Consider the following 18,887-nt stretch of genomic DNA (forward strand, 5'->3'; position numbering starts at 1 on the left):
TCGAAGCCCAACTCGCCGCCATCAAGCGCAAACCACGTCTCGTGCAATCATTCTTCAAAGCACCAAATGTCGCCTATATTACCGACTGCTGAGTAATTCCGCGTCGCGTTAAGTCCGACAGGCTGCTATTCTATAATCGGGCGCTAGCTCCGGATTTTGCGGAGTAACTGGCTGCATCCGCCAGGCGCTGAGCGGCTAAGCCGTCATTACCGTCAGGGGAGGGTTTAGTATTTGTGGTAAGAGTTGTTATGAACGCATCCAGTTCCGCACGATAAGCGGCGTTATAGCGTTCAAGGAAGAATGGCAGGGCACGATCGGTCAGATAGCCCGCTGAGCTAGCCTCCGTTACACTGGTTTCAGTCTGGTTGGCGGCAGCCAGCATACCTTGGCTGCCATGGACCTCAATCCGTTGGTCGTAGCCGTACGTTGCCCGCCGAGAATTGGATATACTGACCAGTGTGCCACTTGTGGTCCTGAGCGTCACGACGGCAGTGTCAATATCACCTGCCGCATCGATTTCCGGATCAACCAGCGCGCTGCCCCAGGCGTGAATTTCGACCGGTTCTTCGCCGAGCAGAAACCGTGCCATGTCAAAATCATGGATCATCATGTCGCGAAACAATCCGCCCGATCGCGCGATATAGGCGATTGGCGGTGGCGCTGGATCTTTCGAAATGATCGTAATCAGTTCTATGGTACCGATGCGGCCGGCGTCGAGGCGGCGTTTGAGGTCACGAAAACTGGGATCGAAGCGGCGATTGAAGCCGATCATGAGGGGAATGCCGGTGCGGTTGACGATGGCCAGACACTCGCTGATGCGGGCCGCGTCGAGATCGACCGGTTTTTCGCAAAACACGGGTTTGCCGGCCCGCGCTGCGGCTTCGATCATCACGGCATGCAGATCTGTCGGCGCGCAGATCATCACAGCATCGGTGGCCGGGGCGTTGATGGCTGCCATGGCCTCGGCGGTGGCTGCCCCGGTTTCATTGGCCAGTTCCTGGGCGGTGGTCGCAATCGCGTCACTAATCGTCGCCAAGCGGCATTGCGGATGGTTGATGATGTTCGCAGCGTGGACGCGGCCGATCCGACCTGCACCGATGAGTGCGATATTTAATCTTGCCATGCAAAATCTCCGATTTTTGCCGATTAGAATATCAATTCCAGAACTGCGCGTCTATGGACCATGCGTTTTATCGTCGTGGTTGGGGTACGCGTGACGCTCCGGTACGACATCGTGACGTTCGGTCGGATCGGGGTTGATCTGTATGCACCGACGATTGGTATCAGATTGGCGGATGCCGATGGTTTTGTTCGTGCGGTTGGCGGTTGCGCGGGAAATGTTGCGATCGCCTGCGCGCGGCTCGGTCTGCGGAGCGCCATCGTTAGCGCGGTCGGAGCCGACCGGGCAGGTGATTATTTAGAGGCTGCGTTGCGACGGGAGATGGTAGCCACCACTGGCCTGCGGCGCGTTGCCGGATGCCGCAGCGTGCTGGCGTTTGCCAGCGTCGGGCCGGATGGGCGGCCGGAGATCGAGTTCGTGAGGGAGCGGGCGGTCGACACCCTGTACGACGTTGCGGCGGTGGATACGGTCATGATCGGTTCAACTCGTGCATTGGTAATCAGTGGCGCTCATGTGGCAATGGGCATTGGTGACAGGGCTTTGCGTGGTGCGATCGAAGCAGCGCGGGAAGCTCGTGCGCTGGTGGTGCTCGACATCGATTATCGGGCAAACATCGGCCCTCCAGCACCGTCGGCGATCCTGGCGGCGCGGCTGCGGCCGTGGCTTGCTGCGGCGGATATCGTTTTTGGTACTGAGGCGGAATGGGGTGTGGCGGGGAACGCGGCAGCTGTGGTCGATGCGCTACGCGCATGTCGGCTCGTTGGAGTGGGGTTGTTTGTTGTGAAGCGCGGAGAGCGGGGCGCGGTTTTGATCGACGGGGCGGTGCCGGACCGGCTCGACGATGGTGTGGTCGGCCCTGGTTTCGCGGTCGCCACGGTCAATCCGCTCGGGGCGGGCGATGCATTTCTGGCAGGATTTCTGGAACGCCTGCTGCGCGGTGGATCACCGGAGGACGCGCTCATAGCCGGCAATGCCTGCGGTGCCATCGTGGCATCGCGGCTGCTGTGTTCGACCTCCTGTCCGACCTTGACCGAGTTGGAGACCTTTTTGCAGCAGCATCAGCGCGGAGCCGGTGCATGACATTGATGCTGCAGCATGAACCCGCCGATCCTGTACCCGGTCGGTTGCTGACGACCGGGCAGTCATTGGAGCATTGCGCGTTGGAGGTTTTTCAGCTGGCATCCGGCGATGTGTTAACCCGCAATGAGCTGTCGCGCGAATTGTGTCTGGTCCTGTTGTTTGGTTTTGGTCGGGTCAGTATTGCAGGACTGATGGCTGCCAGGATAGGCGGGAGGCTGTCACCCTTCGCCGGCCCGGGATATGCGGTATATGTGCCGGCGGGACGGCAGATCGCCTTTCGGGCTGAGGGGCTTTGCGAAGTGGCGCTCTGTTATGCGGCCGATTTACTGCGGCTGCATGAGCCACGTATTATCACGCCCGCAATGGTAACGATCTCGACCCGCGGCAGTGGCGTCACCGAGCGTATGATTCGCGATGTGCTTCCAGAGACCGAGCATGCCGCCAATCTCCTGGTGGTCGAGGTGATCACTCCCGGGGGGCACTGGTCGTCGTTTCCGCCGCACAAACATGACACCGACGATCCACCGTATGAAACCGCACTTGAGGAGGTCTATTACCACCGCTTCTCCCGGACTGGGGGTTTTGGAATTCAACGCGTCTATACTGATGATCGCACACTTGATGAAGTTATCACGCTCCGCGATGGTTGTGCAGTCGTCGTGCCACGCGGCTACCATCCAGTTTGCGCGGCACCAGGCTGTGATTTGTACTATTTGAACGTGATGGCAGGGCATCGCCGATCATGGCGGGTACGGATCGATCCTGATCACGTACCCTTCGCCTAATGAGTCGTCAGCGAATACCTTTCTGCGCCAAGGCGATCACTTGGCCGGCCTTGTTCTTGGTTATGAAGTTTGGCCCGGTTTCAAGGTCGGTCGTGGCTGGAATGATGCCATAGCGGGCGTCGTTCGCCATCAGCACGACTGCCAAGTATGCCTGCAGGAACGGCTGTTGGTCCATCGCGAAATCGGCTTTGCCCTCCTGGACGTCCTTGAGGTATTCGGCCGAGAGATCGAAACTGCCAATGAAAATCTTACGCTTCAGGCCGAGTTTTGCCACCGCTTCGACCGCCGGTACACCGCCGAGTTGAGCTGATAAGCCAAGCAGAGCATCAACCTTGGGATCACGCCGCAACAAGGCCTCGATCCTTGATTCGGTGGTCGATGGATCTTCGGTGGTCGGCAGTATGGTCACCTTGTGGCCGAACCCGACCTTGAAACCAGCGCAGCGATGATCAAGCGAGACGTTGCCGACCTCGTGATCGATACAGACGCCATCTTTCGCGCCCATAGCGGCGAGGCGCTTGCCGGCTGCTACGCCGGCTTCGTAATTGCCCTCGCCAATATACATTAGTGCATGAAGCTTTTGCACGTAGGTGCCGCCAGTATTGATCACGATCACCGGAATACCCTGCGCCTCGGCCTGTTTGATCGGGCCTTTCAATGCGGCGTAGTCGGGTACGGTCACGATCAACCCGGCCGGCTTCTGGTCGGCCGCGGCGCGGATCAGATCGGCCATGCGCACCATGTTGAAAGTGTTGGGCGCACGGTACTGGACTTCGACACCCATCTGCTTGGCGGCAAGATCGGCACCGTTCTTCTCGATCGACCAGAACGGATCGGTCGACTGGCCGTGCGTGACCATTTCGATCACTAGCTTCCGGGGGGCCGCTTGGGCGGTGGTGCCGGCGAGCGCCAAAGCGGCGACGGCGAGGAAGAGGCGGTTCAATGGTTTCATGCTATACTCCCTGATTTATTTTGATGATGGATAAGGCAAAGATCGGGCTTGGCACGCAGAAGCAGCACAGCCGGTTTCGCGGATTGTGTGCATCGACGATTTGGTATCGGTGGGTCGATAGGGAACTAGGGCCGAGCCTGTTTTTGACGGCGTTCGGCTTGCATGTTCACACCGTACCGGCGAGGTCTTCGGAGAGCACCTGCAACTCCTTCCCGCCGGCCATGAGATTCTGCAATTCGTCTGTGCTCGTTTCTGCTTTGCTGCCGTCGGCGATGGTGCGACCTCGGTTGAGGACGGTGAACCGATCACCGACCGCAAATGCGTGGCGGACGTTATGGGTGATGAAGATCACGCCAAGACCGTGGGCCTTTACCTGTCCGATATATTTCAGGACCATAGAAGTCTGCGCCACACCCAGGGCCGAGGTCGGTTCATCAAGGATCAGGACCTTGGCGCCGAAATACACCGCACGCGCGATCGCGACGCATTGGCGCTCTCCCCCGGATAGGGTCCCGACCGCCTGGCTTGGATCGCGTACATCGATGCCGATGCGGCGCATCTCGGCATGGACCACCCGATCACACGCGGCGAGATCCATCCTGGTGAACGGCCAGATGCCGTGGGTAGGCTCGCGCCCCATGAAAAAGTTCCGGGTGATCGACATAAGCGGAATCATCGCAAGATCCTGATAGACCGTGGCGATACCGGCATCGAGCGCATCACGCGGGCTGATGAAGCTGACGGGCGCGCCAGCGACCAGAAACTCACCGTCGCTCGGTCGATGGACGCCCGACAAGGTTTTGATCAGGGTGGATTTTCCGGCACCGTTGTCGCCCAGCAGGCATAGCACCTCGCCCGCGTAAACCCGGAGCGATACGCCGGCCAAGGCGATGACGTGGCCAAACTGCTTGCGCAGCTCGCGGACTTCGATGAGCGGAACCACGGCCATGTTACCGCTCTCCGGTGACGCGGCGACGGACCGCGTTATTGAAAATCACTGCGATCAGTAGCATCGCGCCGAGGAAGACTTGGAACCAGTCACTGTCAAAATTGGTGTAGGTAAGACCGATCGAAACCATGCCGAAGATCAGAGCGCCAAAAAATGCGCCAATCGCCGAGCCGTAGCCGCCGGTAAGCAGGCACCCCCCGATTACGGCCGCAATGATCGCTTCGAACTCCATCTGGTAGCCGCGCAGAGCGTCGGTCGATCCGGTGTCGGTCGCGGTAATGATGGCGACCAGCGCCGACGAGAGGGCAGTGCAGATGAACAGAATGGTCTTGACCCGGTTGACGGGTACGCCGGAATTACGCGCCGCGTTGGCATCGCCGCCGACGGCGAAAATCCAGTTGCCAAAGCGGGTTCGGAGGAGAACCCAAGTCGCGAGCGCCGTGATCACGACGAACCAGACGACCGAGATCGGTATGCCGTGAACCGACGGTGTGCCGTTCGGCAGTTTCGCGATGAGACCTTGAGCAGATAGCAGGGAAAACAGGCCGGTGAACGCATCGCCCGAGAACAATCCTCGCATCAGGCCATGACCTGCCGATCCATGGATGCCCGATAATATCGTGGTGCCGCCTGTCGCGAGCTTCAGCCCGACCAGTGACAATCCGCGCAGGATAAACAGAAATGCCAGAGTAACGATGAAGGATGGCAGCCGGGTGCGGATCACGATCTGCCCGTTCAGTGCACCAAAGCATGCCGCCATCAACATTGTGCCGGCGACCGCCAGCACCATCGGCCAGTGAAAGTCGACCAGGAGAGTACCGTAGATCAACCCTGCGAAGGCGACCATTGAGCCGATCGACAGATCGAACTCGCCGCCGATCATCAGGAGCGAGGCCGCGACCGACATAATGCCGAGTTCCGCAGCCGGGCGTAGCACTGTTATCATGCCTGCAAGACTGAACATGGTCGGACTGGCGGTGACCGCAAAAAACAGGATGACGACGATCAACCCGCCGATGGCACCAAGCTCCGGACGGCGCATCGCGCGGTGCAGCCACGATGCCTCGACCAGTCGCTCATCGGCAGTCCGTGCATCGATTGCGCCGCCTTCCGCAGGTTTTGCGCTCATTGTGCGCCACCGATGGCGGTAGGAGGGGGTAGACTCGGCCGGACGGTGTAAAATCGGGCGGTCATTTCCTGGATCCTCAGAACAGAATTTTCAGAACGCCTGTTCTTTATTTTTGTAGTTTTCGAATAAACAATCCACGGCGTCTGTCAAGTGAAGCGGATATTCTGGTTGAAGTGGGGTACTCGAAACTTTGCAGTTTGGCTGTGGCGGAGATGTGATAGGGATCTCGACCTCCGCTCAGGCATGCTGCAGGCCATCATCAGGATCGGCCCATTGGGGCGCTCTGTGCCGCCGCTTCGGCGATGGCCGATGCCGCGCGGCCGGCGGCGAAGTCAGGGCTGGGCGGGGTGCCCGCCAGGATGGTCGTGACAAAGTGATCCCATTGACGATGAAATGCTGTTTCGAAGCGGGAGAAGAAATCCTGTGCGGGTGGTGCAACGCGGATATGGTTGGCCGTCGCTTCGGTGAGCGCGAGGTTCAGCGGATTGTCGAGCCTCAGCACACCAGCGGCACCCAGAACTTCGAGGCGGAAGTCGAAGCCGAACCGGGCGCAGCGGGCATTGAGCACGATCGCCTGTGCGCCGTCCGCAAACGTCAAGACGGTCGACGCGGTGTCGAAATCGCCGCAGGCGGCGGCGCCGTCATCGACCAGTGCGCTGCCGCTTGCCTGCACCTGCACGGGTTGGCCGCCGAGCAGATGGCAGGCGAGGTCGTAGTCGTGGATCGCCATGTCGCGAAAGATGCCGCCAGAGCCTTGGAGAAAGGCGGCCGATGGTGCGTTGGCGTCGCGGTTAATGATGACGATCTGATTCGGTCGGCCAATCGCGCCCGCGTCGAGCCGTGCTTTCAGCGCAACGATATGGGGATCGAAGCGGCGATTGAATCCGACCATCAGCCGTGCGCCAGTGGCCGTGACGACGCCACCGCAGCGATCGATCCGCTCCAGCGACAGGTCGATCGGTTTTTCCGACAGGATCGCCTTGCCGGCGTGCGCGGCGTCCTCGATCAACTGAGCATGGGTATCGGTGGAACTTGCGATCAGCACGGCATCAATGGTTGGGTCAGCCAGGGCTTCTTGCCACGTGCGGGCGCCGGCACGATGACGGGCGGCGAGGGTGGCGGCGACTTCCGGGCGCTGATCGATGACGCAGGCCAGATGGGAGCGGGGATGAGCGGCGATGAGCGCGGCGTGGGAGACCCCAATTCGGCCGGCGCCGATTAGTGCCACGTTCAATTGCGTGGTCATGTCTTTGTCTCCGTTGCGAATTGATCGAGCGGGCGGCCAGGCAGGTCGCGCTCCCCAAACCGGTCATCCCACTGGCGCTGTACCTGTTCGAGTACGCGCATGGCGGGGAGAACGGAGCGGGCGGTAACCAGCGGTGACCTGCCATCCTGCAGGGCTATGATAAAATCGCGGGCAACGCGCCAAGCGTTCTGCTGCTCGGATTCGATTGTTTCAATGCCGGCGGCCGAAGTCATGGTGCCACCGATTTCATCGACGCGGTATGAATCCCGGTCGGTTATGGTCATCACCTCATAGAGGCGCTCCCGCGCGAGATAGGAGCCGGTGGCGATGATCGTGGCACCGTCCTCGGTTTCGATCATCAGGCCGATGTCCATCGGTATCCCGGTGACGGGATGGCTGTCGGGCATGAAGCCTTCGACGCGGCGCAGGCGCACCGATTCCGGATTGCCGCCGCCCGCGAGGAACAGGCCACAATCGACCAGATGGGTCATGTGGTGCCAGAGGATATTGTCGGTCCAGTCACGCCGGATGCCAGTGGCGCCGATATTGACTAGGCGGTGGATGCAGAAGCGCCCCTGCACCTGTACAATCCGTTCGGAGCGCTCCCGCACCCGGACGAGCAGCGGCGCCCGGCAGATACGAAAGCGCATCGGATGGCAAACCGCCATCATCACCCCGGCTGCATCCGCGGCCTCGACGAGGTGTTCACAGGCGGCAAGGGTCATAGCGAGCGGTATCTCGACCAGCGCCGGCTTGCCCGCAGTGATCGCGGCGAGCGCCATGGTTGCGTGATGTTCGCTGGGGCTGGCGATGATCACCGCATCGATCGCCGGATCGGCGAGGGCGGTATGCAGATCGGTTGTGACTTTGCGGTAGGCGAATCGCTCCGCGAAGTTGGCGGCGGCATCGTGGGTTTTGCCGACCAGTGTATGCAATATGCAATCAGTGCGATCCCGCAACGCCTCGGAATGCCAGGTGCCCATCATGCCATGGCCGATCATCAATATATTGACGGGGCGAGGCATGGCCGGGTCAGCCTCCTTTCGGTGCGGGGATGGGCAGGGGTTCGGCAAGGGTGAAGCCGGCGTCGCGCAGCAGTGAGGTGAGGTTGCGATGTCCGAGGCGTGCATAGGTGAGCGGGTCGGCTTTGGCCGGGTCTTGTTCGGCTTCCACCACCACCCAGCCCCGGTACGCCGCCGCCTTCAACGGGGCGAGCATGCCGGCAAAGTCGATGAATCCATCGCCCGGTACGGTGAACACACCGGCGATCACGGCATCGAGAAAACTGGTGTCTGCGGCACGGCTGGCGGTGAAGACATCGCGCCGGATATCCTTGCAATGCACGTGGCGGATGCGCGCCGCGTAGCTCGTGGCAAGCGTCGCGGGATTGGCACCGGCGAAGGTGGCGTGGCCAGAATCGAGCAGCAAGCCGACCTGGTCCTTGGTGCCGTCCATCAGCCGCGCGATATCCTCGGCGGACTCGATCACCGTGCCCATATGATGATGCACGACCAGAGCGATGCCGCGTTCGGCACAATGGGCCGCCAGATGATCGAGGCGCGCACACAGGGTCGGCCATTGGTCCGATCCCATGCGCGGGCCGCGGCTCAGCGGTATGGCGCGGTCGCTGTGGATGCAACCGGTGGTTTCAGCATAGATCAGCACCGGGGCATCGTTGGCGGCGAGCAGGTCCAAATGTGCCTGCAGTGCTTCGATTTCCCTCGGCGTATCGCGTTCGAGTAGACGGCCGCTATACCATCCCGAGATAAAGCGCAGTCCGTGCGCTGCGAGGGCGTCGCGCAGTGCGGCTGGATCTGATGGAAATTTATGACCGCGCTCGATCCCGGCGAAGCCCGCGCTGCGGGCCTCGGCAAGGCAGGTTTCGAGCGGCGTGGTGCCGCCGAGGTCAGGTAGATCGTCGTTGCTCCAGGCGATCGGATTGGTACCGAGATGGATCACGGTGGGTATCCTTCAGACGAGTTTCTGCTTTATCGTTGCCACATCGTAATCATGCCACGCCGCTTGGACGCTGGGCCGCGCCGAAACCTCCGGTACTGCGACATCCCACCACGCCCCGCCATCGGCGGTGCTGGCCATCGGATCGGTATCGATCACGATCACGCTGGTACGCGCGGCATCCCGGGCTGCCGCAAGGCAGATTTCCAGGGTTGCGATATCCGTGGCTCGTGCTGCAAATGCGCCGAGTGCCGCAGCGTGGGCGACAAAATCGATCGGGGCTTCGGCAACGTGGTAGGAGTCCATAAGCAGATTATTGAAAGGTGCGCCGCCCGTCGCCTGTTGCAGCCGGTTGATACAGCCGAAGCCCCGGTTATCGAGCACGATGATGATCAGCTTGAGACCCATGGTCACCGACGTGGCGATTTCGGAATTGAGCATCAGATACGACCCGTCGCCGAGCATCACGACGACCGTGCGGTCGGGGTGAGCCTGCTTGACACCGAGCCCGCCGGCGATCTCGTAGCCCATGCAGGAGAAGCCGTATTCGACATGATAACGACTGCCGCTCCCCGCCACAGGGGCGTCACCGCGGGCGCGCCAGAGCTTGTGCAGTTCGCCGGGCAGCCCGCCGGCGGCGCAGACGATGGTGCACTCATTGCCCAACACACGATCGACCGCGCCGATCACCTGCGCGTCCGACGGCAGGGCGGCCCCGGTTGGTGCGGTGAGGGTTTCACAGGCCTCGGACCATGAGCGCCGCGCCGCACTGGCGCGATCGGCCCAGGCCGCAGGGGCACGCCAGGCACCTAGCACTCGGCCAAGGGCCGCGAGCCCGCGTGCGGCATCGGCGACCAAGGGAATGCCGCCATGTTTTTCGGCATCGCGTGCTGCGACGTTCAGATGCAGGATGATGCGGCCATCCCTGGCGAACAGGGCGCGCGAACCGGTGGTGAAATCTTGCAGCCTAGTGCCAATCGCCAGGATCACGTCCGCATCGCGGGCGAGCGCATTGGCGGCCGCCGCGCCCGTGACGCCGATCGCGCCGCAGTTCTGCGGTCGATCGAAAGCGAGAGCGCCTTTTCCGGCCTGGGTTTCCGCGACCGGAACGTCATGCCGCGCCGCGAAATCGGCCAGGCTGGCGCGGGCGCCGGCATAATGCACCCCGCCCCCGGCAATGATTAGTGGCCGCGTGGCTTGGCTGAGGATGCGCGCGGCATTGGCCAGTTCAGCGGCATCTGGTTCGGGGGTACGTATGCGGCGGCAACGGGGGTCGAAAAAGGCCTCGGGGTAATCGAAAGCCTCGGCCTGGACATCCTGGCAGAGTGCCAAGGTAACCGGGCCGCAGTCGACCGGATCGGTCAGAATGGCAAGCGCGCGCGGCAGGGCGTCGAGCAGTTGTTCGGCGCGCATGATGCGGTCAAAATAGCGCGAGACTGGCCGAAAACAGTCATTGGCCGAGATGGTCGCGTCGGCAAATCCCTCGATCTGCTGCAGCACGGGATCGGGCCGCCGCGAGGCAAAAACATCACCCGGCAGTAACAGCACGGGCAGGCGGTTGACGTGTGCCAGGGCGGCGGCGGTCACCATGTTCAGCGCGCCAGGCCCGATCGATGTGGTACATGCCATCATGCGTCGCCGGTCGTGCGCCTTCGCAAACGCGACGGCGGCATGCGTCATTGCCTGTTCATTATGTGATCGAAAAGTCTGTATCTGGTTTCGATAGTGATAAAGAGCCTCACCCAGGCCAGCGACATTGCCATGACCAAAAATAGCCCAGACGCCGCCAAACAGCGCCACTTCGCGACCGTCGATGATGATTGACTGCGCGGCGAGATACCCCACCAGCGCTTGAGCGGCGGTCAATCGTAGAGTGGCCATGGTGTTTCCCTTTTCGCCCGGCGTGACGGCTGCCGGGCGTTTGGGAAGATGAAACAACAATTTCGGATTTGGTGCAATAGTAGAAAATTCATTCCGAAAAATATTGAATCCAGATTGACCGGCGATCAAAAACTGATTCTATCTGGACCATGGACAATACCGACATACCGCCTGGGGATTTCGATGGGCTACGCGCTGCCATCCTGGCCCGTCATACAACTCTGCCCAAACGTTTGGCACAGGTCGCGCGCTACGCGCTCGACAATCCGGATCGCATGGCGCTCTCGACCGTGGCCGAATTGGCTACAGCTTCTGGCGTGCAACCTTCAACGCTGGTGAGGTTCGCGCAGGGGTTCGGCTACACGGGTTTCACCGCGCTACAGCAGGTGTTTCGCTGTCGCTTGCGTGATGGATGGCCAGATTATCGTACGCGGCTCAATCGCGTGCGGTCTGAGACCGTCACCGAGCCAGGGCGGATTTTTGATCGATGCGTAGAGACCGCGGCGCTTTCGGTCAACGACTTGCTGCGTAGCGTACGTGCTGCCGAGTTCGACGACGCAGCAGCGCTGCTGGCCGATGCGGCGCATGTGTTCATTATTGGCCAGCGGCGGGCGTTTCCGGTGGCAGCGTATCTTGCCTATTCGTTGGGTAAACTCGAATTTCGAACGACCCTTCTTGATAACCTGGGTTCGATGGCGGACGTTCAGAGCGGCCAGATCGGTCCAGGCGACGTGCTGCTTGCGATCAGTTTCAGCCCCTATACTCCATTGACGATTGAGATTGCCGCGCTCGCGCGCGCGCATGGTGGAGCGGTGATCGCGATCACGGATTCAGCGTTCAGCCCGCTGTCGGATGGAGCGCAGGTGCGCCTCGAAGTCACGGAGGCGGATTTCGGCGCCTTCCGTTCGCTCTCTGCGACCATGGCTCTAGCAATGGCGCTCGCGATCGCAGGCGCGGAGCGTCGCGCTTCAGCATAGCGCAGGATCCATCACGATCTTGTCGAAGACGATTTAAAACATTGACGCACTAAGACGAAGGGCCAATAAATCGGCGTAACAGTCGAAATCCGTTTTAAGGATCGCCATGGGGGAGCCGCCGACAAAGGCTGATTCAGGGGAATCATCGTCCGACAAGCGAGTATCGCTTGTTGCGACAGGGGGAAATCTGCGTCGGGTAATTGATTTTTTCTTGCTGCCCTGGACCGGCGTTTTGATTGCCCTGGTGGTGATTTCCGTCAGCCTGAGCTTGGCGTCGCCTTATTTTCTCAGTTCCAGCAATATCATCGGCACCGTTGCTGTATATTTCTCATGGATCTGCATTGCCGGATTTGGTGAGGCAATGGTGATGATCGGTGGCGGGCTCGATCTGTCGGTTGGCTCGACAATGGGGTTGGCGGGGATGATTGCAGCACTCGTGTTGTCATCGGGTATGGGACTGGTGATCGCGATCCTGGCCGGGTTGGCCGCGGGCGCTGCGGTTGGGTTGGCCAACGGCTTGGTGATTACGCGGATTGGGCTCAATCCGTTCATCACGACGCTTGGTTCGCTCAGCATCGTGCGCGGCCTGACATTCGGGGTCGTTCAGGGCATGGCAGTTACACCTCCCGGTCACGGCGCCGGCGCGCTCTTCTCGGCGTTCGGCACCGGCAGCCTGATTGGTATTCCGAATCCGGTGCTGATCATGCTCGGGCTTGGAGTGGTCGTGCATGTGGTGATGACAACTAGGCCGTTCGGTCGCCATGTGTATGGGTTGGGCGGCAATGAGCAGGCTTCGCGGTTGCTGGGGCTCAACGTGAATAACTTGAAACTCAAGCTCTATGTTGCCTCGGGCATGCTCGCGGCGATTGGAGGCATGCTGCTCACCGCCAAGGCTGGCACTGCCCTGCCAGACGCTGCGACCGGCTATGAGTTGAAGGTAATCGCTGCCGTGATCATTGGAGGCACCAGCCTCGCCGGCGGGCGCGGCACGATCCCCGGCGTGCTGATCGGCGCAGCGCTGCTCGGAGCGATCAACGATGGCATCGTACTGCTCGGCATGGCCGGTTACTGGCAGCAACTGATCACCGGTCTGGTGATCGTTGCTGCGGCCTCGATTGATATTCTGCGCCGCCGGCTGGAACGGCTGCAAGTCGCATGAACAACAACCAAGGAGGAAATCAATGACTCGTACGTTCGTCATTCAACCAACTCGCCGGAGCCTGATCAGGAGTGCCGGCGCGGTGGCGGTGGCCGGGCTGGCGATGCCCGCTATCGCCCGTGAGGCGAAGCGCTATAGCATTGCCGTGGTGCCGAAATCACTCGATAATCCTGTATTCTACACCGCCCATTACGGTGCAATGCAGCGGGCAAAGGAACTTGGCGACGTCGATTTGATCTGGACCGCTTCGGCAACATCCGATGCCAGCCAGGAAGCCGAGATCATTCAGAATTTGATCACCCGCCATGTTGATGGCATGGCGATTGATGCCAATGCGCCGCAGCCTCTGATTGCGCCAATCAATGAGGCTGTCGATAAGGGGATTGTGACCATCACCTGGGATTCTGATGTGCCGGGCAGCAAGCGCGCAGTGTATTATGGCGTTGATAACACCAAGATGGGCGCCCGGATGGGTGAACAGGCGCTCAAATTCATGGGCAAGCCGGCCGGCAAGGTGATTTTGGTTTCGGGTGGGCCAGGGGCGACGAATCTGAACGCTCGACTGGCCGGGGTGAAGCAGGCGATGGGCAAGCACAAGGCGATCGAGTTCCTCGGCCCGTATTTCGACGATGACGATCTGACCAAGGGGCAGGAGTTGATGAACAATCTGCTTACCGCGCATCCGGACGCCGGAGCGATCGTAAATGTTGCGGCGGTGGCGTTCTTCGGCAAGGTTGCGGCGATGCCCAAACTGATTTCCAATCACGGCAAGGTTAAGATCATCGGGTCGGACGTATTGGCGCCGGAAATTCCGCTCGTGCAGAAAGGTTATGTGCAGGCGTTGGTCGGTCAGGATTACTGGGGCTGGGGGTATCAGACAGTCAGTATCATCCACAACATGCTGACCAACAAGCATTGCCGCTATCCCAAGCTGGTGCCGCAGCACATGCCGGTGGTGACAAAGGCGAACGCCGATCACTGGTCGAAAATATGGAAAGAGGCTGCGACGCCGGCGGGTGCGGCGCGGGCGTTCAAGGAGGCTCCGGTTGGGTGCATGGCGACGTAAATCATGTCCGATCCTATCCTGAGCCTGCACGGCATCCGCAAGAATTATGGGCCAGTGCGCGCCCTCGACGGGGTCGATTTCGCGATCATGCCAGGGGAGATCGTATCGCTGGTCGGTGATAACGGAGCGGGAAAATCAACCCTGGTGAAGATCATGTCCGGCGCGGTACAGCCGAGTGCAGGGCAGATCCGCTTCGAAGGCACGCCGGTGGTGTTCGCCTCTCCACATGACGCGCGCGACGCCGGGATCGAAACCGTTTATCAGGACTTGGCGGTGGTGCCGGAACTCGACGCCGAGGCCAATCTGTTCCTCGGCCGCGAATGGACTGGAACGGGGTTACTGTCGCGGTTCTTTCTCGACCGCAAGCGTATGCGTGCCGCGGCGGAGGCCCACATCCGTTCACTCAAGGTTAATCTCAAATCGATCCGTCAGCCGGTCGGGTTGCTGTCTGGTGGGCAGAGGCAGAGTGTTGCGGTGGCGCGTTCAATCTTGTGGGGCCGCAAGGTAATCATTCTCGATGAACCGACTGCGGCGCTCGGAGTGCGGGAATCACGCGGTGTGCTCGACCTGATTTTGGAATTACGGGCACGCAACTTTGCTGTTCTTATGGTTAGTCATTCGATGCCACATGTTTTCGAAGTGTCCGACCGGATTTTCGTGTTGCGCCAGGGGCGGAGCGCCGCCGTGCTCGACCGGCATGGCACGACGATGAACGAGATCGTTGGTTTGATTACCGGGATTCCTGTATCGGCGGATATGACTAGTGCGGAATAAAGCGGCGGACCAACGGGGGAGATCAATCGCGATCCCTGCCGTAGGCCCGTAGCAAGTGCAGGATGACCACACCCCAGGCGGTTATTCGGATATGAACGTGCATGTTCAGCCCAAGCAGCATCGAAATCAGGATGGTGAGGATGACCGTGCGGCCGGCGGCAGTGAGGTCGTTGGCCGATGGTGTTGCAACCTTTTCCATTTGAAGCTCCGGCGCCGGACCGCTGCACGCGGTTGACGGCATTCTGCGGTGGTATATTGCTTCGATCTCAAGGGATTTATGGACGCAGATCCAAGGAACCGTCGATTGCCAGCCGAGACCCAAAGCGGAGCACGCACGCCGGTGCTCGAAGTCGTGGACGTCGCGAAAACCTATGGTCACGTCACCGCCTTACGCGGCGTCTCGTTCGCCGTCCATGCCGGCGAGGTGGTCGGGCTTGTTGGCGATAACGGCGCCGGTAAGTCGACCATGGTGAACATCATCGCCGGTGCCATCCGCCCATCGTCCGGCGCGGTAAAAGTTGACGGTGTTGAGACCAATTTCGCCTCCGCGCTTGATGCCCGCAACGCCGGTATCGAGGCGGTCTATCAGGATCTTGCCCTCTCGCTCGACTTGGATATCTGGGAAAATATCTTCCTTGGCCGCGAAACACTACGCCCCGGCGTGCTCGGCCGACTCGGGTTGCTCGACAAACGGGCGATGCAGCTTCGCGCGGCGGATGAACTTGGCCGCACTGCGATTCGCGTCGGTTCGATCCGGACCAGATGCCGTGCGCTCTCCGGCGGTCAGCGCCAAGCTGTCGCGGTCGCGCGTGGGTTGATCTGGGGCTCCAAGCTGTTGTTGATGGACGAGCCGACCGCGGCCCTCGGCGTAGAGCAGCAGGCCAAGGTCGGCGAATTGATCAAGGCGGTACGCGCGCGCGGCATACCGGTCGTGCTGGTCAGCCACAACATGCCGCAAGTCCATGCGTTGTGCGACCGCATTGTGGTGCTGTTTCAGGGCCGCAAGATCGCTGACAACCCGGCCGCCGGCAGGACGATCGAGGACACCATCGCGAGCATCACGGGCAAGGAGCCGCCGACATGAGGACCGGATCGCGAATGAGGGCGATCGAGTTTCTCTCCCGTGCAGGTGAGTTGTGGACGCTTGCCATACTTCTCGCTTTAATCGCGGTCTTCGGCATCGCGAGTTCCGATTTCTTCAGCCGTGCGAGTTGGCTTGCCACCTCGCAGTTCGCCGTCGAGTATCTGCTGCTGGGCCTCGGCGAGACGTTCGTCATTATCACCGGCGGCATCGACCTTTCGGTCGGCGCCATTCTCGGCTTCTCGGGCATGGTGGGGGCCCTGGTAATGCGCGCACTGATCCATCGGCACGTTGGAACCCCCCTCGATCTTGTGGCCGGTGTCGTTGCTGCCCTCGCGGCGGGCACCTTTGTTGGCTGGTTGAACGGCCAGGCGATCACCCGACTGAACCTGACACCGTTCGTCGTCACACTCGGCATGCTCAGCATGTGCACCGGCGGGATCTATCTGCTCAATAATGGCGGCAATATCGATACGATCCCTGACATCATCGGCACACTCGGGTCTTTCGCTATGGGAGGGTGGCTGCCCGTGACGGTGCTGATTACCGCGGTTGCTGCTCTCGTCTCGGCGGTTCTATTATCCCAGACACGCTTTGGCCTGCGCACATACGCCATCGGCTCCAACCCGCTCGGCGCGGGCCGGGCGGGAATCGACGTGCGGCGCCATCTCGTGAAAATCTACATGCTCTCCGGATTCCTTGCCGCGATTGCCGGGCTGATGGTGATGGCTCGTTTCGCCTCCGCGTCCGTTCAGGCCGGCGCTAACGATGAACTGGACGCCATCACTGCCGTCGTTATCGGTGGCGCCAGCTTGTTCGGTGGTCGCGGCACGATTCTCGGCACCGTCATCGGCAGTTTCGTGATTACCGTGATGGTGACGGGCCTAATACTGATGGGAGTTCAACCCTTCTGGCAACAGGTTGCTGTCGGTGCCATCCTGATCTTCGCGGTGGCGATGGACCAGTTGCGCGACCGTCTTCTCGACAGTTTGTGACAACAATGAAAGGGAGTCGACAATGAACAGGAAAACAAAAACGGCCGTTCTCGTCGTCGGCGCGTTCGCCGCGATGATGGGCGTGCAAAGGGCGGAGGCTGAGGCGAAAACCTATACGATTGCCCTGGTTCCAGGCATCGCGACCGATCCGTTCTACATCACGATGCAGCGCGGCGCCGCGGCCGAGGCAAAGAAGCTCGGCGTCCATCTCATCTGGCAGGGGGGCGCGTCCTTCTCACCGGAAACCCAGATCCCGATCCTCCAAGCGCTGCTTGCGAAGCATCCGGACGCGCTGGTGATTGCGCCGACGAACAAGACCGCCCTCATCAACCCGATCAAGCAGTATGTGGCAGCGAAAATCCCGACGATTTCGGTCGATACGACCATCACGGATGATAGCCTGCTAAAGGCGCGCATCACTTCGAACAATACCCAGGGGGGCGCCGCGGCAGCAGACGCCATCGCGAAATCCGCCGATGAGAAGGGCGACGTCGCGATCATCAACGTCAAGCCCGGCATCTCGACGACCGATGCGCGGCAGAAAGGCTTTCTTTCGGAGATGAAAAAATATCCGCATATGAAGGTCATCGCGACCGAATACGACGATGATAGCCCAACCAAGGCCTTCGCTGACACCCAGCTTCTGCTGTTGAAATATCCGCACCTCGTTGGCGTTTTTGGCACCAACGTGTTTTCCGCCCAGGGTGCGGGCAAGGCGGTCGAGACCTCGGGTCGGAAAGGCAAGGTGAACGTCGTTGGCTACGACGCCGAGCCGGGCGAAGTGAAGTTGCTCAAACAGGGTGTCATCACCACTCTTATCGTCCAGCAGCCAGCGAAGGAAGGCGCGCTTGGGGTGAAATATGCTTACGATATTCTCACCGGACACGCTGGCAAAGTGCCGAAATCAAGGCTGCTCACCAATGTCACGGCGACGACTCAGAACGCAAACGATCCCAATATTGCGAAATATTTCTATAAATCAAATCTGGCGCAGTAGCGTTAGCACCCATCCGGGGCGTCTTTTTGTGCCACCGGATGGGGCCACGGAGCGGCGACCTATGCTCCGGCCTCCGGCGGTCGTCCTCAGGCGGCTGCGGCAAGGCCGATCAGGCAGGGGAGGGAGCTGAGATCGGCTTGCCGCGTGGCTACCATATCGAGACCTGCCCGTTCCGGGCGTTCCAGGACGGGATGGAGACAGCCACCCGCAAGTCACGACCTTGTAATACGCTGAACTCGGTTCTGTGGGGCGAACTCCTTGCCAAGCGGCGGCGGAGCCTCTTGCGGAGGTTAGGGCGGATATGACAGAGACGACGCGGCTCGACCGGGCCGGCAGTTAAAACGCGATCGTGAACTCCGCCTGCGCCAGAACGGCATTAGGCTCAATTTTCATGCGGTCCTGCGCGTCCGGAATGCCGCCGCCAGGATGCAGGATACATTGCAAATCGGGCGTCGCGGTCAGCCACGGCGTAATCCGCGCGGTATAGTCCAGCTCGAAATCCGTCTCCACGCTCGGAATCGGTTTATCAGCACCGCCGAAAGTGTTCTGAGCGCGAATCAGATGTAAGCGTCCGCCAGAGGCCGTTGGCCTAGTTTTGGGCAGGACGTCAGGACTTCTGGTCGATCATCCAGGGTAGGAGTTCATTGCGTGCCTATCCGGTTAAGTCAGACACCCACTACATGTGGGGTGGACCCATGCTCCCGAATAAAGCTGGGCATAGGTTGGCGCCTCGGCGCCGC

19 protein-coding genes are annotated in these 18,887 nt (G+C 60.7%); 9 read left to right on the forward strand and 10 right to left on the reverse strand.

What is annotated here, in order from left to right; all coding sequences use genetic code 11:
• Positions 1-130: 130 nt before the first annotated feature.
• Positions 131-1,123, reverse strand: coding sequence for an inositol 2-dehydrogenase (gene iolG / locus B7X49_RS10520; RefSeq protein WP_286705034.1), 993 nt, complete (start codon positions 1,121-1,123; stop codon positions 131-133).
• Positions 1,124-1,183: 60 nt separating this feature from the next.
• On the opposite strand from iolG, the gene B7X49_RS10525 reads away from it, so the two are divergent.
• Complete coding sequence (locus B7X49_RS10525) at positions 1,184-2,200, forward strand: PfkB family carbohydrate kinase (protein ID WP_286705033.1); 1,017 nt, start codon at positions 1,184-1,186, stop codon at positions 2,198-2,200.
• Positions 2,197-2,985 carry a 5-deoxy-glucuronate isomerase gene (iolB, locus tag B7X49_RS10530; RefSeq protein WP_286705032.1) on the forward strand — a complete coding sequence of 263 codons (789 nt, stop codon included), beginning with the start codon at positions 2,197-2,199 and terminating at the stop codon, positions 2,983-2,985. Before B7X49_RS10525 ends, iolB begins: the two co-directional genes overlap by 4 nt.
• Positions 2,986-2,992: 7 nt before the next feature.
• On the opposite strand, the gene B7X49_RS10535 is transcribed toward iolB, so the two are convergent.
• The 7 genes from B7X49_RS10535 to iolD all read right to left on the reverse strand — a co-directional run bounded on the left by B7X49_RS10535 (position 2,993) and on the right by iolD (position 11,098).
• On the reverse strand, positions 2,993-3,937 hold the full coding sequence (locus B7X49_RS10535; protein WP_286705031.1) for a sugar ABC transporter substrate-binding protein: 945 nt from the start codon (positions 3,935-3,937) through the stop codon (positions 2,993-2,995).
• A 166-nt stretch (positions 3,938-4,103) separates the two neighbouring features.
• Positions 4,104-4,886 carry an ATP-binding cassette domain-containing protein gene (locus B7X49_RS10540; protein WP_286705030.1) on the reverse strand — a complete coding sequence of 261 codons (783 nt, stop codon included), beginning with the start codon at positions 4,884-4,886 and terminating at the stop codon, positions 4,104-4,106.
• A gap of 1 nt (position 4,887) precedes the next feature.
• Positions 4,888-6,015, reverse strand: a complete 1,128-nt coding sequence (locus B7X49_RS10545) for an ABC transporter permease (RefSeq protein WP_286705029.1) — start codon at positions 6,013-6,015, stop codon at positions 4,888-4,890.
• 259 nt (positions 6,016-6,274) lie between these two features.
• Complete coding sequence (locus tag B7X49_RS10550; protein ID WP_286705028.1) at positions 6,275-7,261, reverse strand: Gfo/Idh/MocA family oxidoreductase; 987 nt, start codon at positions 7,259-7,261, stop codon at positions 6,275-6,277.
• The gene (locus B7X49_RS10555) at positions 7,258-8,286 is read right to left on the reverse strand and encodes a Gfo/Idh/MocA family protein (protein ID WP_286705027.1); all 1,029 of its coding nucleotides are present in this window, start codon (positions 8,284-8,286) and stop codon (positions 7,258-7,260) included. The genes B7X49_RS10550 and B7X49_RS10555 overlap by 4 nt, the downstream gene beginning before the upstream one ends.
• Positions 8,287-8,293: 7 nt before the next feature.
• Positions 8,294-9,220 (reverse strand): myo-inosose-2 dehydratase, encoded by a 927-nt coding sequence (gene iolE / locus B7X49_RS10560; protein ID WP_286705026.1) that lies wholly within the window; start codon positions 9,218-9,220, stop codon positions 8,294-8,296.
• A 12-nt stretch (positions 9,221-9,232) separates the two neighbouring features.
• Positions 9,233-11,098 (reverse strand): 3D-(3,5/4)-trihydroxycyclohexane-1,2-dione acylhydrolase (decyclizing), encoded by a 1,866-nt coding sequence (gene iolD, locus B7X49_RS10565; RefSeq protein ID WP_286839265.1) that lies wholly within the window; start codon positions 11,096-11,098, stop codon positions 9,233-9,235.
• 149 nt (positions 11,099-11,247) lie between these two features.
• Here iolD and B7X49_RS10570 point away from each other — a divergent pair, with 149 nt between their 5' ends.
• The 4 genes from B7X49_RS10570 to B7X49_RS10585 all read left to right on the forward strand — a co-directional run bounded on the left by B7X49_RS10570 (position 11,248) and on the right by B7X49_RS10585 (position 15,074).
• Positions 11,248-12,075: a MurR/RpiR family transcriptional regulator gene (locus tag B7X49_RS10570; RefSeq protein ID WP_286705024.1), complete on the forward strand. Its 828-nt coding sequence runs from the start codon at positions 11,248-11,250 to the stop codon at positions 12,073-12,075.
• A gap of 211 nt (positions 12,076-12,286) precedes the next feature.
• Positions 12,287-13,234: an ABC transporter permease gene (locus B7X49_RS10575; RefSeq protein WP_286705023.1), complete on the forward strand. Its 948-nt coding sequence runs from the start codon at positions 12,287-12,289 to the stop codon at positions 13,232-13,234.
• A gap of 22 nt (positions 13,235-13,256) precedes the next feature.
• Positions 13,257-14,300 carry a substrate-binding domain-containing protein gene (locus B7X49_RS10580; RefSeq protein ID WP_286705022.1) on the forward strand — a complete coding sequence of 348 codons (1,044 nt, stop codon included), beginning with the start codon at positions 13,257-13,259 and terminating at the stop codon, positions 14,298-14,300.
• A gap of 3 nt (positions 14,301-14,303) precedes the next feature.
• Positions 14,304-15,074, forward strand: coding sequence for an ATP-binding cassette domain-containing protein (locus B7X49_RS10585; protein ID WP_286705021.1), 771 nt, complete (start codon positions 14,304-14,306; stop codon positions 15,072-15,074).
• Positions 15,075-15,096: 22 nt separating this feature from the next.
• Here the strand turns inward: B7X49_RS10585 and B7X49_RS10590 are convergent, their stop codons facing one another.
• Positions 15,097-15,273: a hypothetical protein gene (locus tag B7X49_RS10590; RefSeq protein ID WP_286705020.1), complete on the reverse strand. Its 177-nt coding sequence runs from the start codon at positions 15,271-15,273 to the stop codon at positions 15,097-15,099.
• Between the two features lie 141 nt (positions 15,274-15,414).
• Here B7X49_RS10590 and B7X49_RS10595 point away from each other — a divergent pair, with 141 nt between their 5' ends.
• The 3 genes from B7X49_RS10595 (at position 15,415) to B7X49_RS10605 (ending at position 18,147) form a co-directional block, all read left to right on the forward strand.
• Positions 15,415-16,158 carry an ATP-binding cassette domain-containing protein gene (locus B7X49_RS10595; RefSeq protein ID WP_286839271.1) on the forward strand — a complete coding sequence of 248 codons (744 nt, stop codon included), beginning with the start codon at positions 15,415-15,417 and terminating at the stop codon, positions 16,156-16,158.
• Between the two features lie 14 nt (positions 16,159-16,172).
• Positions 16,173-17,150, forward strand: a complete 978-nt coding sequence (locus B7X49_RS10600) for an ABC transporter permease (protein ID WP_286705018.1) — start codon at positions 16,173-16,175, stop codon at positions 17,148-17,150.
• A gap of 76 nt (positions 17,151-17,226) precedes the next feature.
• Positions 17,227-18,147, forward strand: a complete 921-nt coding sequence (locus B7X49_RS10605; RefSeq protein WP_286705036.1) for an ABC transporter substrate-binding protein — start codon at positions 17,227-17,229, stop codon at positions 18,145-18,147.
• 336 nt (positions 18,148-18,483) lie between these two features.
• Here B7X49_RS10605 and B7X49_RS10610 read toward each other — a convergent pair whose 3' ends face one another.
• Complete coding sequence (locus B7X49_RS10610) at positions 18,484-18,750, reverse strand: carbohydrate porin (protein ID WP_353744423.1); 267 nt, start codon at positions 18,748-18,750, stop codon at positions 18,484-18,486.
• Positions 18,751-18,887 lie beyond the last annotated feature (137 nt).

The sequence above is a fragment of the Acidiphilium sp. 34-64-41 genome, from assembly GCF_002282635.1.
Lineage (GTDB): Bacteria > Pseudomonadota > Alphaproteobacteria > Acetobacterales > Acetobacteraceae > Acidiphilium > Acidiphilium rubrum.

Coding starts and splice junctions, on each gene's coding strand:
- iolG (WP_286705034.1), bottom strand. CDS start 1,123: ATGGCAAGATTAAATATCGCACTCATCGGTGCAGGTCGGATCGGCCGC.
- B7X49_RS10525 (WP_286705033.1), top strand. CDS start 1,184: ATGCGTTTTATCGTCGTGGTTGGGGTACGCGTGACGCTCCGGTACGAC.
- iolB (WP_286705032.1), top strand. CDS start 2,197: ATGACATTGATGCTGCAGCATGAACCCGCCGATCCTGTACCCGGTCGG.
- B7X49_RS10535 (WP_286705031.1), bottom strand. CDS start 3,937: ATGAAACCATTGAACCGCCTCTTCCTCGCCGTCGCCGCTTTGGCGCTC.
- B7X49_RS10540 (WP_286705030.1), bottom strand. CDS start 4,886: ATGGCCGTGGTTCCGCTCATCGAAGTCCGCGAGCTGCGCAAGCAGTTT.
- B7X49_RS10545 (WP_286705029.1), bottom strand. CDS start 6,015: ATGAGCGCAAAACCTGCGGAAGGCGGCGCAATCGATGCACGGACTGCC.
- B7X49_RS10550 (WP_286705028.1), bottom strand. CDS start 7,261: ATGACCACGCAATTGAACGTGGCACTAATCGGCGCCGGCCGAATTGGG.
- B7X49_RS10555 (WP_286705027.1), bottom strand. CDS start 8,286: ATGCCTCGCCCCGTCAATATATTGATGATCGGCCATGGCATGATGGGC.
- iolD (WP_286839265.1), bottom strand. CDS start 11,098: ATGGCCACTCTACGATTGACCGCCGCTCAAGCGCTGGTGGGGTATCTC.
- B7X49_RS10570 (WP_286705024.1), top strand. CDS start 11,248: ATGGACAATACCGACATACCGCCTGGGGATTTCGATGGGCTACGCGCT.
- B7X49_RS10580 (WP_286705022.1), top strand. CDS start 13,257: ATGACTCGTACGTTCGTCATTCAACCAACTCGCCGGAGCCTGATCAGG.
- B7X49_RS10585 (WP_286705021.1), top strand. CDS start 14,304: ATGTCCGATCCTATCCTGAGCCTGCACGGCATCCGCAAGAATTATGGG.
- B7X49_RS10590 (WP_286705020.1), bottom strand. CDS start 15,273: ATGGAAAAGGTTGCAACACCATCGGCCAACGACCTCACTGCCGCCGGC.
- B7X49_RS10600 (WP_286705018.1), top strand. CDS start 16,173: ATGAGGGCGATCGAGTTTCTCTCCCGTGCAGGTGAGTTGTGGACGCTT.
- B7X49_RS10605 (WP_286705036.1), top strand. CDS start 17,227: ATGGGCGTGCAAAGGGCGGAGGCTGAGGCGAAAACCTATACGATTGCC.